The organism is Marinomonas algicola (assembly GCF_014805825.1).
In the GTDB taxonomy this organism is placed as follows: domain Bacteria; phylum Pseudomonadota; class Gammaproteobacteria; order Pseudomonadales; family Marinomonadaceae; genus Marinomonas; species Marinomonas algicola.
The window spans coordinates 629,544-645,913 of sequence record NZ_CP061941.1; the positions used below are offsets into that span (position 1 = coordinate 629,544).

The 16,370-nt window shown below is 41.5% G+C and carries 12 protein-coding genes; 9 read left to right on the forward strand and 3 right to left on the reverse strand.

What is annotated here, in order from left to right; genetic code table 11:
* Window positions 1-18: 18 nt before the first annotated feature.
* On the reverse strand, window positions 19-1,122 hold the full coding sequence (locus IEZ33_RS02835; RefSeq protein WP_191602223.1) for a PfkB family carbohydrate kinase: 1,104 nt from the start codon (window positions 1,120-1,122) through the stop codon (window positions 19-21).
* Window positions 1,123-1,527: 405 nt separating this feature from the next.
* Between IEZ33_RS02835 and IEZ33_RS02840 the strand changes: the two genes are divergently transcribed.
* The 3 genes from IEZ33_RS02840 to IEZ33_RS20930 all read left to right on the forward strand — a co-directional run bounded on the left by IEZ33_RS02840 (window position 1,528) and on the right by IEZ33_RS20930 (window position 5,333).
* Window positions 1,528-2,172 (forward strand): methylamine utilization protein, encoded by a 645-nt coding sequence (locus tag IEZ33_RS02840; protein WP_191602224.1) that lies wholly within the window; start codon window positions 1,528-1,530, stop codon window positions 2,170-2,172.
* Window positions 2,173-2,201: 29 nt separating this feature from the next.
* A complete protein-coding gene (locus IEZ33_RS02845; RefSeq protein ID WP_191602225.1) occupies window positions 2,202-4,520 on the forward strand; it encodes a bifunctional diguanylate cyclase/phosphodiesterase in 2,319 nt (772 codons plus the stop codon).
* A gap of 66 nt (window positions 4,521-4,586) precedes the next feature.
* Window positions 4,587-5,333, forward strand: coding sequence for a 1-acylglycerol-3-phosphate O-acyltransferase (locus IEZ33_RS20930; protein WP_338040937.1), 747 nt, complete (start codon window positions 4,587-4,589; stop codon window positions 5,331-5,333).
* A 102-nt stretch (window positions 5,334-5,435) separates the two neighbouring features.
* On the opposite strand, the gene IEZ33_RS02855 is transcribed toward IEZ33_RS20930, so the two are convergent.
* Together IEZ33_RS02855 and IEZ33_RS02860 are read right to left on the reverse strand one after the other, a co-directional pair.
* A complete protein-coding gene (locus IEZ33_RS02855; RefSeq protein ID WP_191602226.1) occupies window positions 5,436-6,434 on the reverse strand; it encodes a branched-chain amino acid aminotransferase in 999 nt (332 codons plus the stop codon).
* Between the two features lie 256 nt (window positions 6,435-6,690).
* Entirely contained in the window at window positions 6,691-7,164 is a 474-nt protein-coding gene (locus tag IEZ33_RS02860; protein WP_240009614.1) for an Lrp/AsnC family transcriptional regulator, read from the reverse strand.
* Between the two features lie 180 nt (window positions 7,165-7,344).
* On the opposite strand from IEZ33_RS02860, the gene IEZ33_RS02865 reads away from it, so the two are divergent.
* From IEZ33_RS02865 to IEZ33_RS02890, 6 genes are all read left to right on the forward strand, one after another.
* Window positions 7,345-8,337, forward strand: a complete 993-nt coding sequence (locus IEZ33_RS02865; RefSeq protein WP_191602227.1) for a DMT family transporter — start codon at window positions 7,345-7,347, stop codon at window positions 8,335-8,337.
* 49 nt (window positions 8,338-8,386) lie between these two features.
* Complete coding sequence (locus tag IEZ33_RS02870) at window positions 8,387-9,568, forward strand: amino acid aminotransferase (RefSeq protein WP_206696895.1); 1,182 nt, start codon at window positions 8,387-8,389, stop codon at window positions 9,566-9,568.
* A 24-nt stretch (window positions 9,569-9,592) separates the two neighbouring features.
* The gene (gene galE, locus IEZ33_RS02875; RefSeq protein WP_275672792.1) at window positions 9,593-10,663 is read left to right on the forward strand and encodes a UDP-glucose 4-epimerase GalE; all 1,071 of its coding nucleotides are present in this window, start codon (window positions 9,593-9,595) and stop codon (window positions 10,661-10,663) included.
* Between the two features lie 177 nt (window positions 10,664-10,840).
* Window positions 10,841-12,205 carry a bifunctional UDP-N-acetylglucosamine diphosphorylase/glucosamine-1-phosphate N-acetyltransferase GlmU gene (gene glmU, locus IEZ33_RS02880; RefSeq protein ID WP_191602228.1) on the forward strand — a complete coding sequence of 455 codons (1,365 nt, stop codon included), beginning with the start codon at window positions 10,841-10,843 and terminating at the stop codon, window positions 12,203-12,205.
* A 134-nt stretch (window positions 12,206-12,339) separates the two neighbouring features.
* Complete coding sequence (glmS, locus tag IEZ33_RS02885; RefSeq protein WP_191602229.1) at window positions 12,340-14,166, forward strand: glutamine--fructose-6-phosphate transaminase (isomerizing); 1,827 nt, start codon at window positions 12,340-12,342, stop codon at window positions 14,164-14,166.
* Between the two features lie 206 nt (window positions 14,167-14,372).
* The gene (locus IEZ33_RS02890; RefSeq protein WP_191602230.1) at window positions 14,373-16,271 is read left to right on the forward strand and encodes a beta-galactosidase; all 1,899 of its coding nucleotides are present in this window, start codon (window positions 14,373-14,375) and stop codon (window positions 16,269-16,271) included.
* Window positions 16,272-16,370 lie beyond the last annotated feature (99 nt).

Below are 16,370 nucleotides of genomic sequence, written 5' to 3' on the forward strand. Positions count from 1 at the left end.
ATTGTTAGATGATGTTATTTACAGTAGGGCTTTAGTAGATTTTGTTTTAATCCAGTTAAGCACTGTTTCTTCTGAAAGATTTGGATCGTTTGCCTGTTCGCATTCTAGTGTGACACCGGCACAAGCCACGGCAAACTCAAGCTTTTTTTGCAGGTCCCATTCTTTTGATTGTGCATGTATGAAGCCAGCAAAAAGCGCGTCACCGGCGCCGGTATCACTGATAGGCTTTGTTGAAAAAACAGGAACACGAAGATGGTTTTGAGCATTCTTAAAGAGAAGACCGTCGCTTCCTAGACTCAGTAAAACGGCTTTGACCCCTTGGTTAATCAAGCCATCAGCCAACACATCGTCGGTAACTGGTTGATCCAGAGAAAGGCCTTGCAAGGATTTAGCTTCATCACGATTGACTTTTAAAAGACTCAATCTTGACAAGATAGGCTGCAATCGAGAGGCTTTTGTTGCGGAAACAGCGTCCGCGTAAAATTCCACGTTCAATGATAATTTTGCTAACCACTCAATGCTGGCGGACGGTAAGTTTGCTTCGATAAGGATTCGATTAGTAGATTGCAGCAAAGGCATCTTGCTTTCTAATCGTCGACTATCCAGTGCATCAATAATTTTCATATCGGCAATGGCTGAAACCAGTTGTCCTTTCTCATCATTGATCGATAAGTAGCTGCTGGTATTAAATTCAGGATGACGAATAATGTCTTGGGTATTAATGCCACATTGTCTATTTTTTTCGAGTAACCAATCGCCTGAGCTATCCTGTCCAACAATGGATAAAAAATGCACTTGATTGTTTAAACGGACAATATTCTCAGCAATATTTCGGCCGACCCCACCAGCACTTTGTTGAATAATTCCTGGGTTAGAGTCGGCTAACTTCATCCTGTGGATAGGTGAGCCATTAATGTCGAGGTTACAACCACCAATGATTAACAAGGTATCAGGTTGAGGAATAATATAACCCTTCCCTAATATGTGTCCGGCACGAATGAGCCGCATAATATGTCCAGCAATTGACTCTCTTGTCATATTCAAGCTGTCTGCAATTTCTTGCTGAGTAGCTAAAGGAGACTGCTTAACCGCGGTGAGTACTCTTTCTTCTTGTTCTGTCATAATATTAAATCACGCTAATAAACAAAAGTTTTATTGTTAAACTTTAGTTATGTTGCTTTTGTTTTCTGACAAAGTCAAGTTCAATTAGCTGTCGTTTTTAGGTATGGTCACTCATTAAAGAAGGGGTAGAGCCAATTTTGGCTTAGGAGTGAGATATGGCTTTTCATCAATCAAACAAGTGAACAATCTTTTTTTAAGACGGATAGGATCTATACCAAACATCATTTACACTAATTTTACCGCTGTTAGGGGGGATTATTGTGTAATTTGATGCATGTATTTACCGGTGAAATCAGCAAAAAGACGATTTCTCCACTATAATAGAGCGTAAGTCTGATTCGAGCTCAAGATAAGGTGTGGGTTGTTCTCGACGTTGGAAAAAGTAATTTAATAGAGGTTTAAAGCGTGCCGCTGATCAACATTAAACGAGTGTTAACCGTGCTAAGTGCCTTTTGTAGCGTTTCTATTTTTGCCGCAGATCTAACGGTTACGGTAGGTGATCTTGATAACCAACCTATACAAAATGCGGTGGTTGAATTGTATAACGCAAAATATACGATGAGTGATACAGAGCTTGATAAACCCAAAGAATACGAAGTGGCTCAAAAAATGCGAGAGTTCACTCCTTTTGTATTGGCTGTTCCGGTCGGTTCAAGTGTGACCTTTCCTAATTATGATAAAACACGTCATCATGTTTACTCGTTTTCGGCTGTTAAAACGTTCGAACTCAAACTATTTTCTGGTGAGTCCCATGCTCCAGTTGTTCTTGATAAAGAAGGCATTGTTGCGCTTGGTTGTAATATTCATGATGCAATGCAGGCGTATATTTATGTAACCAAAAGTCGGTATGTTGCTATTACCGATGAGCATGGACAAGCGCATTTTACTGAGTTACCAGCTGATCTCTTTGATGTAAAAACATGGCATCCTTTACAGGAAGAAGCAGTGGATTCTAGTAAAATCACAACCAGAGATGGCTCTTTATCTATGGATGTAGCATTGTCTATTGTGGATACATTTGATGACACTGAATCAGAATATGCCTATTAATATTAGCAACACTTTATTTAAGGTCGAGTATGCTAGTTAGCTTCCGCTCCCGATTAATTGCCCTATTTATTGGCTTGCTGACCTTGGTTCAATTAGGGTCGGCAGTCGCTGTTTTAGATTCTATGAAGAGCGATAACTTAGAGCAAGGTATACAGAGTTTAAAAGTAGCCAGTAATGTATTTCAACTAACATTAGATGATAGGGCGACTCAACTGATTACGGGTGTGAGAATACTCGTTTCAGATTTTGGCTTTAAACAAGCCGTTGCCACAAGAGAAAACGATACCATCCGCTCGGTGTTAGAAAATCATGGAAAAAGAATCAATGCCGAAATTTCGTTATTGCTTTCTCCTCGAGGAGAGTTACTCACTTCTACCAAGGGGGTAATTAAGCAAGAGCAATTTCAAGATATTATTTTATTAGCGCGCCGAAGTGGTCGCTTGAGTGTAGCGAATATTGTAGAGGTAGAAAACCAAACGTATCAAATGGTGTTTGTACCAGTGAGAGCGCCAAATGTGATTGCTTGGGTAGGCATGGGGTTTTTATTGGATGATGCTTTGGCAAAGCAAGTAAAGAATGTCACTCACCTAGACATCAGTTTCTTAAATAAATCTCCTGAGTATGGTCGCTCCAGTGTGTCGACGTTACCAGCAGCAACGCAAAAACTGGTGTTATCTGAATTGATAGACTTGCAGGCTGTTTCTAAAGCCCCCCAATTTACCAATGATGAGGAATATTTATCGCTTTCTGTTAAGCTCAACGCTGATAATCAATGGGCTATTTTACATCTACCATTTCATCCCTGGTTAGAAAATTATCAAAGTGCACGTAATCAACTGATTAGTATTTTTGCGATGACATTAAGTTTGGCTATTTTGTCTGCTTGGTTTGCGGCTAAGTCCATGGTTAGACCCATTCAGGTATTGGTAGAATTTGCCAAGCAAATTGGTCGTGGTGAAACGCATACACCACCAAATATGAAAGGAGAATTTGGGGTTTTATCTGGCACCATGACAGCGATGCAGGCCGACATTGTTAAGCGTGAAGAAGAGCTCACTTATCGAGCCTCTCATGATCTATTAACAGGGCTTTACAATCGCTCTGCAGTAGAAAGGTTTTTATCGGAGTCTCTTCCTCGAGATAGCGGTTGTCTCATATTGATTAATATTCGTCATTTTAAAGACATTAACAATATGATGGGCTTTGAAAATGGAGATCGTCTTTTACAACTGTTTGCGAACCGTTTAATTGAAGTATCGAACCAAAGTGAGCTTTTGGCTCGTTTAGGTGGCGATGAATTCTTAATTATGCACTTAGACAATCTACCTGAAAAAAGCATTAAGGCGTTAATTCATTCTTGTTGTGATCAGTTTGAATTAGCCGGATCTTGTATAAATTTACAGTTAAGTGTTGGCATTCTGCCTTTTGCTCATTCTTCAAGTGATGTGAATAAAGTGATGCGTCGAATTGACATTGCGACGAATCTGGCAAAAGAAACATCGAATGGCATTGTTGTCTATGAAATGGGGCAAGATGAGAGTCATCAACGAGAATTGACCATTATTAGAGACCTACCAGAAGCACTGGAAACTGGCCAATTATTTATGGTCTATCAACCCAAGGTAAATCTTGCTAAGCGTCAATGTTTATCCTCAGAAGCCCTTATTCGATGGGTTCATCCTGTGCTGGGTTTTATCCCACCAGATGAATTTATTCGCTTAATAGAACAATCTGGAAATATAAAGCTGCTAACGCAGTGGGTAATTAAACAAGTCTTAGCTCAGCAAGTGATTTGGCAAAAGAATGGTCTTCAAATGCAAGTGGCTATTAATTTGTCGGCCCATGACCTGCAAGACACTCACTTGCCAAGGCAAATTCAGGCGTATTTAGATGAGTTCAATTTAGACGCTAGTTTGTTGGCTTTGGAAGTAACCGAAAGTGCCGTGATGGCAGACACAGAAACCGTTATCCACGTATTAAGTGAATTAAAAAAATTAGGTTGTAAACTGTCTATTGATGACTTTGGGACAGGACAATCTTCTTTGGCGTATTTGCGAGACTTACCAGTAAACGAAGTGAAGATAGACCGAACCTTTGTGAAAGACATTGATACCAATAAAAATGACGCCTTAATCGTCAGTGCAACCGTTAAATTGTCACATGGCTTTGGCTTCACCGTAACGGCGGAGGGAATGGAAAATCACGTTGGGCTTTCTATTTTGGAGTCTTTTGAATGTGATACAATTCAAGGGTATTATTTTTCTAAACCTTTGCCTGCAAATGATTTTGGTGAGTGGGTTATCGCGTTTAATGGAGATCATTCTAAATGGTGGCAATCTCGCTCTTAAAAAAGAGTGGTAAGCACATAAAATATGACTTAGCCTCGCTAGGTTATGCAAAATGATAGGTCATATATGCCGTTTTTTCTAAGCCCGTTGTTGTTTATTCTGCGTTCTCTTCTGTTGGTTTGTATCTTGGTATCCGTTACTTTTTTAGGATTAGCCTTTTTTATAATCATGTTTCGTTCATTGAATAAGGTGTACTACGTTTGTCATGCCTTCGCTTATTCCAGCCGGTTTCTGGGTATGTCCGTCGAGGCGCGCTTGTCCGATCAAGCGGAGCGACCAGAGCAAGCGGTTTACGTTGGTAATCACCAAAACAACTTCGACCTATTTATTTTTCCAACGCTTTTTCCAAAAAGAACGGTCACCGTGGGGAAAAAAAGTATTGTTTGGATTCCAATCTTTGGTCTTTTATATTGGGCAAGTGGAAATATTTTAATTAATCGAACCAATCGGCAAAAAGCCAGAGCGACTATTGATCAAATTGTTGATCAGATGAAGGTGAGCCATTTATCGATTTGGATGTTTCCTGAAGGAACTCGAAGCCGAGGAAGAGGGTTGTTACCTTTTAAAACCGGTGCATTTCATGCCGCCATAAAGGCGGGTTTACCGATTGTGCCCGTGGTTAGCAGCCTTACTCATAATAAAATTAAGTTAAGTCGCTGGAATAATGGGCGCTTTATCGTAGAAATGTTGCCGCCAATCCCTACAAAAAACATGACAGTTGAGGACATCCCCGCTTTAATTGAGCAGTGTCATCAAATGATGGAAGAGAGGTCTTTGTTATTGACACAAGAATGTGAGGCGTCACATAGATAGCGTTATTCGTTTATATTTCCATAAGTGCATTAAAAAGCCTCATTTCCTTGCGTGCTAATAAACAGCAAAGAAAATGAGGCTTTTTTAGTGGCGGTGCTTTGATTATTTAACTTGGGTTAACCAACCGTGTTTGTCTTCCGCTCTACCCCATTGAATATCATTTAATGCGGTACGAAGCTTCAGCATCGTTTGACCCACTTGACCATCACCTACTGTGTGTTCCTTGCCTTGATAAATGAAGGTGCCAACTGGAGCTAATACCGCTGCGGTACCAGAAAGAGCCGCTTCACAGCCTGGTTTTGCCGCACGTTCTAGTAACTCAGAAACTGAAATATCACGTTCCGATACCGTCATTCCCATATCTTTTGCTAAAATCAATAAAGAGTCACGGGTCACACCGTGTAAGAAACTCTCATCTAATGCTTTAGTGATAATTTCATTTCCATCAATAAGCAGGAAGTTGGCCGCGCCGGTTTCTTGAACATCGCCATCAGGACAGAATAATACTTGGTCTGCTTGAACGTCATCGCGTGCCCGGCTGATAGGGCCTAACGCACTCGCGTAGTTACCACCACTTTTGATCATTCCCATGTGCGGAGCACAGCGCATGCCGTTGTCTTCTAATAACAAACGTAACATTTTATCACCGCCAGCAAAGTAGTCTCCTACGGGAGACGTTAGCACGAAAAAGCAGGATTCACTGGAGGCAACAGCGGCTTTACCGATGGCTGGCTCGGTACCGAAATGCGTTGGACGAACATATAAGGAGCCTGGAGGCGAAGGGACTTCATCCGCAAAATGCGCAACCGTCTCTTTTATCATGTCTGCAACCGTCTCTTCATTGAGTTCAGGTAAAAACAGTAAGCGGCTGCTTTGTGCTAAACGCGCAATATTTTTATCCATTCTGAATAAATGAACAGATCCATCGTCATGACGAAATGCTTTTAAACCTTCAAAACACGTGCTGGAATAATGTAAGACATGTGCACCAGGATGTAGGCTAATGGAATCGCTTGGGACCATTTTGGATGGGCTCCAGCGAGAACCATCAAACCACGAGATTGCCATTTCAGGCATGAAAACGGTACCAAATGCTGACATGTTATGTATCCTCTACTTTTTATATTTAATTAAATCTGGCTTTGAAAAGGCCTTAAGTGGCATAAAATACTTGGTCCATACGTATTTTTCGTATGCGCTCTATCCTAAGCCGTTTTGCTCTATAAGACTATAATCACCCTAGATTAAAAATGGAATTGCTCAGCGGGAATTAAATCCTCGGGTTGGTGTTTGTTGGCCATTTTTTTGCGCTGTATTGTGCTCTATTCCATACAGATGAGTAAAAAGCACCGCATTTTCATTCATCTAGCAGTGGTAACGGCGCATCCGTCTTGATTGTTCGAATCGCAAAATTACTGTGAATGTCTTTAACAAAAGGCAAGGTTTGGATTTTTTTCAGAATAATTTCGTAATGTTGCAGATCTCTCACTACAACCTCTAAGTGATAGTCCGCCATGCCGGATATGACAAAGCAACTGATCACATTAGGCATATTTAATATGGCCTCTTCAAACGCCGTGCTGGCTTGATCTCGATGGTTTTCTAAGGTGACATCAACAAAAATCGTCATAGTAAAACCAACCTCTGTTCTGGCAACACTGGCTTTGTATCTGGTAATCACGCCTTGTTCTTCAAGCTTTTTTACTCTTCTTAAACAAGGTGATGGTGACAGATTTATTTTTTCTGCGAGTTCAACATTCGTTAAACGACCTTCTTTTTGAAGAATCCCTAAAATATTAAGATCTGTCTTATCTATTTCCATATTTGGCATAAATTCTCGAAAATTATCTCTAAAAAGCTATAGTGTGCCAAAAAATAGATTTTTTCAATCTGTATTAGCAAGGACATGCTCCGCTTGATCACCCCATAATACAGTCTGTTATATCAACCTTTCATTGACTCCATAAAGCATGTGATTGAAAGGCGTCATTATAGGCAGAGGAAAAACTGTATGTCAGATCAAAGAGTTGAAATACTTATTGCGAAACCGTCCACCATCGAACCAGAGTATCGTCGAATGGCAAGTGGCTTGGATCTTCAATTAGGTATCGCGGCGGCTTTTATTACCATTATGATTTGGGCTAGCTGGCTTATTTCTGTGAAGGTAGGCACCTCGTCTAATCTAACCACCTTTGATTTGGCGATAATGCGTTACGTTGCTCCGGCGTTGGTGCTTTTGCCCTTTCTGTATAAGTCATGGAGCAAAGTGATGGCCGTACCAAAACGGATTTTGGCGGGCATTGTGTTAGGCGCTGGGGTGCCTTTTTTCTTTTTAAGTTCGGCTGGCATGCAGTATGCGCCAGTCTCTCATGCGGGGTTATTAATTCCGGGTACCTTTCCGCTTTTTGTAACGGCCATTGCGGTACTGGTATATAAGGAGTCTCTTAGTAAGCAACGACTTATTGGTTTGCTATCTATTGGTATCGGCGTCTTTGCACTTGTCTTATTGTCGTTTTTAAAGAGTGATCAAGGTATTTGGAAGGGCGATTTATACTTTTTAGCGGCCAGTTTCTGTTGGGCCATTTTTACTATTTGTTTGCGTGTTGCCGGTCTACCCCCTCTAGCCGCAACCGCGGCATTGGGTCTGGTGTCAACGGCGTTATTGTTGCTACTTTACGCATTTGGTGTTGTTGAATCTGGAATGAGTCTGGTGTCTTCAGAAACCTTAGCGGGACAGTTCATAGTACAGGCCGTAATGGTTGGTTTGCTAACCGGTTTCACTTATGGGTTCGCAATTAATCGAATTGGTGCCGAAAGTACGGCGGCGATAGGTTCTTTGACGCCTGTTATGGCAACGTTAGCCGCCATACCCTTATTGTCTGAGTCCATCACGGTAGAGTCTGTGCTAGGCATCATTTTAATTTGCTTAGGGGTTTTCTTTGCCAGTGGCGTTAAGTTGCCGTTTAAAAACAAACACGGCGTGAATTCAAACCATAAGTGTTAATATAGTTTGCAATGGTTCAAGTGCGTTATCGCAGTGATTAGGATAAAACATGATTTTAGAAAATTTAAAAGAAGCACCAAAAGACCCTATTTTGTCGCTTTCTGCGGCCTGTAGACTGGATGAAAACCCAAATAAAGTGGATTTAGGCATTGGTGTATACCGTGATGAGCGGGGCATTACTCCGGTCATGGAGGCGATTAAGCTTGCTGAAGCCAAGCTATTACAAGAACAAAGCACAAAAGCTTATGTTGGTTTGGCTGGTAATGAAGCGTTTAATACGTCGATGATTGAACTCATGTTAGGCGATAGCCGCAGCAAGGAGCGCGCAGTGGGTGTACAGACTCCAGGGGCCAGTGGTGCATTAAGGATGTTGGCGGATGTTATTAAATCTTCAGCGCCAGATGCAACCGTGTGGTTAAGTGATCTAAGTTACGCAAATCATGCCCCTATAATGTGGACGGCAGGGTTAAAAGTTCGTTATTACCCTTATTTTGATACCACAACCAAGTTGGTGCAAACAGACGCCATGATGGACAGCTTAAAAGAAGCCGGCACAAATGATGTGGTGTTATTGCACGGTTGTTGCCATAACCCAACAGGTGCCGATCTTTCATTTGAGGCTTGGAAAACCATTACTGACATGGCGATTCAACAAGGTTTCTTACCCTTTATTGATATTGCGTACCAAGGCTTTGGTGACGGTATGGAGGAAGATGTTAAAGGGTTTCGATATCTAGCCGATCGAGTAGAGTCTTATGTACTAACAGGATCGTGTTCTAAAAACTTTGGTCTATACCGCGAGCGAGCAGGCATTGCGGTGGTTGCGGCAAAAACGATAGAGCAAAGTAACCGTATTAAAACGCGTATTTTAGAGGCGGCTCGCAGTACGTACACTATGCCACCTGATCATGGAGCCGAGTTGGTTAATATCATTTTAAACAACCCATTATTGAAATCCAATTGGCTAAATGAAGTAGAAACCATGCGCCTTAGAGTTGAGGGGCTAAGAAGCAAGTTGGCCAGCGCGTTGAGAGACAAAAGTGGTACGTCACACTACGATTTCATTGCCCAGCATAAAGGGATGTTTTCTGTATTAGGACTATCGGTTGAAGACGCTCACATTTTACGTGAAAAACAGTCTATTTATTTGGTTGATAGTGGCCGAATTAACATTGCAGGTATGCAAGAGAGTCAAATTGATTACATTGCAGAAAGTTTGCTGAGCTTGTAGAGTTTATGGATTTGGGAATGTGTCTTGTCATTCCCTTTTCTGGCCGATTCAACAAACACAGGAACAACAGGCGTGAAAACAATTTTAGTAACGGGTGGTATGGGGTTTATAGGGAGTCACGTGTGTGTGTCCCTTTTAGAAGAAAATCAACAGGTTATTATTGTTGATAATCTGTGCAATTCGAACAAAAAAGTGCTTAGTCGGATAGAGAAAATTACTGGAAAAGTACCTGCTTTTTACTCAGTTGATTTAATGGATGAGGAGGCATTGAGCTCGGTATTTAAACGCCATAATATCGATGCGGTTATTCACTTCGCGGCGCTGAAAGCGGTGGGAGAATCGTCACAGATTCCTTTGTCGTATTATCATAACAACATTACGGGTTCGTTAGTTCTTTTTAAAGTGATGGAGAAGTACCAGGTCTTGAACTTGGTATTTAGTTCTTCTGCCACTGTGTATGGAGAGAATAACCCCATTCCCTATGCTGAACACTTTCCTTTGAGTGCAACCAGTCCTTATGGTCGTACGAAAGTCATGATTGAAGATATTTTACAGGATGTATTTAAAGCAAACCCAAAATGGAATATTTCATTATTGCGTTATTTTAATCCTATTGGTGCGCACCCAAGTGGTTTAATGGGTGAAGATCCAAATGGTATCCCAAATAATTTAATGCCTTATATTGCCCAAGTCGCTGTGGGAAAAAGGGATGTGCTGAGTGTGTTTGGCGGAGATTACCCAACGCCTGATGGCACTGGCGTTAGAGATTATATTCATGTGGTTGATTTAGCCTCTGGGCATTCAAAAGCGTTGCAAAAATTGTTTGCGGCGGAGTTTCCCAGTATTGATGCTTATAACCTTGGGGCAGGTAAGGGCTACAGTGTATTAGATGTCGTTAAAGCCTTTGAAAAATCATCAGGTAAAGACATTCATTATGTGATCGTTCCTCGCAGAGAGGGTGATATTGCCGAATTTTATGCCGATACCACCAAGGCGGCTAAAGAGCTCGATTGGCAAGTAGAAAATTCGTTAGATGATATGTGTCGTGACACTTGGAATTGGCAGCAGAAAAATCCCAATGGGTATCAATCCTAAGCGATCATCATAAAATACAGCGCGTTTTATTTAAGGTAGAAATGTTGCTTTTACAAGGCGGTTTTGTTTTTTTGTCAATTTTAATGTGACAATTCATCTTGTTCACTTTTCCTTGATACGGTTTAATGCGTTCCTATAAATCAATCTTTCAAACGTTAGAAAAAAATAGGAATCACTATGAAGCAAGACATCGTAATTTTAGCCGCAGGAAAGGGCAGTAGAATGAAATCGGCGTTGTCAAAAGTATTGCATCCTATTGGTGGCCTATCTATGGTTCACCATGTTTTAACGACCGCTTCCCAGTTAGATAAGGCCAATTTGCATTTGATAGTAGGCCATCAAGGGGAGCAGGTAGTCACACATTGTCAGGATTTTTCAGCCAATATTGTCTGGCAAGACAACCCGCAAGGAACGGGAGATGCACTGCGCCGAGTGGCGTCTGATCTTTCGAAAGAGGGTCGTACCTTAACGTTATACGGAGACGTTCCGCTTATCAAGAAGAGTACGTTAGAAAAAATGCAATTGGCGGCCGATGAAAACACCTTGGTTCTGTTGACGGCTTTCTTAGATAATCCTACGGGTTATGGACGTATTGTGCGTGATTTGGCTGAAGAGGTTAAAGCCATCGTTGAGCATAAAGACGCAACACCTGAACAGCATCAAATAAAAGAGGTGAATACCGGCATTTTACTCACGCCAAATAAGCACCTAATTGGCTGGCTGGATCGATTAACGAATGACAATGCACAGGGCGAATACTATTTAACAGACATTATCTCGATGGCGTCTGCAGACGGGTTAAAAATCGTCACTGTGCACCCAGAAAGCATAGCGGAAGTTACCGGAGTAAACGATAGGCTCCAATTAAGCTGGCTTGAACGAGAGTATCAGCAATCTCAAGCGCAAAGATTAATGTCAGAAGGCTTAACGTTATTGGATCCAGCTCGTTTTGACTTGAGAGGCTCATTGGAAGTGGGGGTAGACTGTTCAATAGACATTAACTGCATCATTGAAGGTAAGGTAACCTTAGGTAATGGGGTGCGTATCGGACCAAACTGTCACTTGAAAAATTGCCATATTGGTAACAACTGCGACATTAAAGACAATACTTTAATTGAAGACAGCGCGCTCGAAAGCGGTTGTGATGTTGGTCCATTTGCTCGTTTAAGACCGGGAACTCAGCTTGGAGCGAACGCAAAAATTGGCAATTTTGTAGAAACGAAAAAAGCCCTCATTGGTACAGGCAGTAAAGTCAGTCATTTAAGTTACATTGGTGATACCACAATGGGTGAAGAGGTGAACGTTGGTGCGGGCACCATTACTTGTAATTACGATGGTGTGAATAAGTTCCAAACCAGTATCGGTGATCGAGTATTTGTGGGTTCTAATAGTAGCCTAGTGGCGCCAGTGACTATTGCGGCTGGTGCGACCATTGCCGCAGGCTCGACCATTACGAAAACCGTAGAGAAAGATCAATTGGCCTTTGCTAGGGCACGCCAGAACAATAAAGATAATTGGCCGCGGCCAGTAAAAAAGTCATAAAACGTGTTTAATAAAACGTCTTATCTGTCTAAATCTAAATAAACTCTGAAATAAAGCCATAAGTTAGTTTTATTTCACTTAGCTGTTTCTATCATGGGTAATGCCGTTTTAGGAAAGCACAATAGGAAAGTATTATGTGTGGAATTGTTGGCGCTATTGCTCGCCGAAACGTGGCTAAAATTTTATTGGAAGGCTTGAGTCGCCTTGAATATCGTGGGTACGACTCTTCTGGTATGGCCATCAATAATGCTAATGGTGTGCACGCACACAGAGCCGTTGGAAAGGTACAAGCATTAAAAAACAAATGTGAAGAGGCGCCTTTAGATGGGCATATTGGTATTGCACACACACGTTGGGCAACCCATGGCAAACCAACAGAAGTAAATGCTCACCCACACTTTTCTGGTGATGATCTAGCGATTGTGCATAATGGCATTATTGAGAATCATGCATTATTACGCCGAGAATTAATCGATAAAGGCTATCTATTTAAATCGGAAACCGATACGGAAGTCATTGTTCACTTAATATTTGATGAGCTTAAAGCCGGTAAAAATTTGTTGGAAGCGGTGCAAACTTCTTTGGTGAGGTTGGAAGGCGCGTTTGCTCTTGCGGTTACTTATAATGACGACAATGAACGTTTTATTGCGGCTCGTAAAGGCAGCCCTTTGGTTGTTGGTGTCGGTATAGAAGAGAGCTTTGTCGCGTCTGACCAGCTGGCGCTATTGCATGTAACGGACCAGTTTATCTTTCTTGAAGAAGGCGATGTGGCGGATGTGAGTCGTGACAAAGTGGTCATTTATGACGACAAAGGAAACGAGCAAGATCGTCCTGTAAGCCTATTTAACCACCATTTAGATTCAACCGATAAAGGTGAGTTTCGTCATTATATGTTGAAAGAAATTTATGAACAGCCAAAAGTGATTGCGGCTTGTTTAGAGGGTAGGGTCAGCGAAACCTCGGTACTAACAAGTTGTTTTGGTGCCGATTCCGATTTTTTAAAAGAAGTAGAGAACATTCATATTGTCGCCTGTGGTACAAGCTACCACGCGGGTATGGTGGCAAAATATTGGCTGGAAGAGTTGGCGGGTTTACCTTGCTCTGTCGAGGTGGCCAGTGAATATCGTTATCGTAAAGTAGCGGTACCAAAAAATACCTTATTTTTAACCTTATCTCAATCTGGAGAAACCGCCGATACACTAGCGGCCTTGAAAATGGCGAAACAACTCGGTTATTTAACCACGCTAGCCATATGTAATGTGCCATCGAGTTCTTTGGTTAGGGAGTCCGCCCTTACTTTATTGACCAATGCGGGTACAGAAATTGGGGTAGCCTCAACAAAAGCGTTCACAACACAACTGACCGCGTTATTGGTCACCAGTGTGGCCATTGCGGTACAGCATGGGTTAAGTGCGTCAAGAGAGGCTGAATTGGTGCGTAGCTTACGAAGCTTACCGGCCTACATTGATCTAGCCTTAAAACAAGACAGCTCGATTAAACGGCTCGCAGATCGGTTTGCCCATAAGCAAAATGCCATCTTCCTAGGTCGAGGGTCAATGTTTCCAATCGCGCTTGAAGGCGCATTAAAGCTAAAGGAAATTTCCTATATCCACGCAGAGGCTTACCCTGCAGGTGAATTGAAACACGGCCCATTGGCGCTGGTGGACGAAGAAATGCCGATTATTACCGTCGTGCCAAATAACAATCTATTGGATAAACTAAAATCCAATTTACAGGAAGTAAGTGCTCGAGGTGGTGAATTGTATGTCTTTGCTGATCTTGACACAGACTTCCACGAAGAAGTAGGAATTACCTTTACGGAAGTACCAAAAGTGCCCGATATCCTTGCACCAATAGTGCATACGATTCCGTTGCAACTTTTAGCGTATTACGTGGCTGTGGTTAAAGGAACAGACGTAGATCAGCCGAGAAACCTAGCGAAATCAGTTACGGTCGAATAAAGATTAGTTATACTAATGGGCATTAAGTAGCGGCTGATGTTATTAATGCCTTTGGTTGGCGTATTTCTTATTTTTGCCTAAAGGATTTTGTTTTTGAGCGTTATTGAGCATCCAATAAACACGGTGCTCATTATTTTTTAGTCGTTATTCACTCAGTTTATCTAAGAATGTCTTATTGTTCTGACATTAAAAAAGGTTAGGAAGCCATGTATTCATCAACACCAAAGTTTGTACCGATAATTTGCCTATCAGTTTTAATCTCTGCATGTGATCCTTCAAAGGATGATGATCTTAAAGTAGCTCAAAGACCATTAACCCAAGTTAAGACAGACGCTTCAACGGCTAAGCTAAATCGTGAGGAGCAACCTTATTTGATCGCGCCAATGATTGAAGGTCTTCATTACTGCGAGCAAGCGATTCAGACAGATCACGCATCTCCTAACTATCAGTACTGTCAAGAACGCAACTTCTCAATGACTGCTGAGTTAAGTGATTTACTCTCAACACTTGAGCCTGGAGGCGCGACAGGTCAGGTTCAAGTGGGGTATACCTATGGTATCCCTGTGTCCAGTCTGTACGAAAAAGTGAACGGGAAATGGGTTATAGAAAGGAAAAAAATCGAAACTATATTTAATAATATAGAGTCTGTTGATAGGCCTGTTGTTATTTACCCATTCATGGATCATTTTGATTCTAGTAGTGAGCTTGCAAAGGAATTGGCTTTGGATAACACCAACTTGATGCTTTTAAGTAATGGTGAGCCACCTATAGATAGATATTTCGACTCTTCCATTATTCCCTATACGTTATCTACCGATGAAAGTATCCCTGTAAATAAATACAGATTTGATGCATTTCGCGCCATTATTCGTTATTACAGTTCCCTGTCTGATGACCAGAAACAGCGAATTAAGGCCATCAGTCTAGCGGGTGAAACGCATCATATGTTTGAAGACTTTCAATCGGGTATGGGAAAGTTTGCGGATATAAAATTGACAGATTACAGTGATAGCAGCAAATTAGGCTTCAGGGAGTGGCTAAAAGCGAAGTACAGTACCATTGAAGATGTAAATGCCTTTTTATCGACTCACTATACTAAATGGGCTGACATAGAGCCGCCGAGTAAAGACATTCACACAGACAAACTGACTGACTTTTCAGAGCATATAGACAGCTATGCTCACGGAGTGCTCCCTATTTTCGGTTGGCTTTGGAATGATTCGGATAAACCTTTCCATGCCATACATGTTTATGTTGATGGCCAGTTGAGTGGCGAAGCGGATTACCATTTAAATCGCATGGATGTCTATCAAGCGCTTGATCAACTTCAAGACCCCAGTGTAGGGTTTAGATACGATTTAAATTTCTCACAATTAACGCCTGGAATTCATGAAATTCAGGTGGTCGCCTCCATAGGCAATAAACGATACGAACTGACTCAGCAAACATTTGCCTACGTAGATAGAAATCAAACAACACCGAAGACGGCGCCAGTAAAGTCAAATGATCTTGATATTGTGGCCGCCAGCGAGCTTGAGGGGTTACGTTTTTATCTGGATCATCCTAAAGGTTTGCAAGATGTCTATTACAACCCACTTGCTGATCTGTGGAATCAGTATCGGGGCTCTCAAGTTGAAGATTTTATTAACTATGTGTGGTTGCAAGCGATTAATAGTGGCGCAGAAAAACGTAAACTATTTTCACATCAAATACCGACTTACCTAAACTCTTCTTGGAATACCATCTTGTTTGCTACAGAGCAATCGGTTTCTGCCGAGTCAAATTATCTTCCTGGAGTGACTTTGTATGGCGGCAGTACGGATGGTATTGGGTTAACTAAACGGTTTCCATTTTTAAACGGCAGCCCATACAGCATGCCTGAATTCCATCCACAACAATATAAGTCCAAGATCCGTACGTATAATGCTCTTATGACGCACTATAATACATCGGCGGCCTTTGTAACCCCTTATTATATGTCAATCGTCCCTGAGTTTATTCGTTATTCAAGTCCTGCACATGCCAAATTTTTAATTGAAGATAAAAACGAACAGTACGGTTCTAACTATCTTTATCAATCTATTTTAGAGGCGGCCAGAATGTAGCGCGAATTCTATTCAGTGTGATTTTTTCATCTTAGGTTTTTAAATAACTTGAATCTATTTGTTCATTTGTTCACTTATTAATGTTTTAAGGCGATGGCC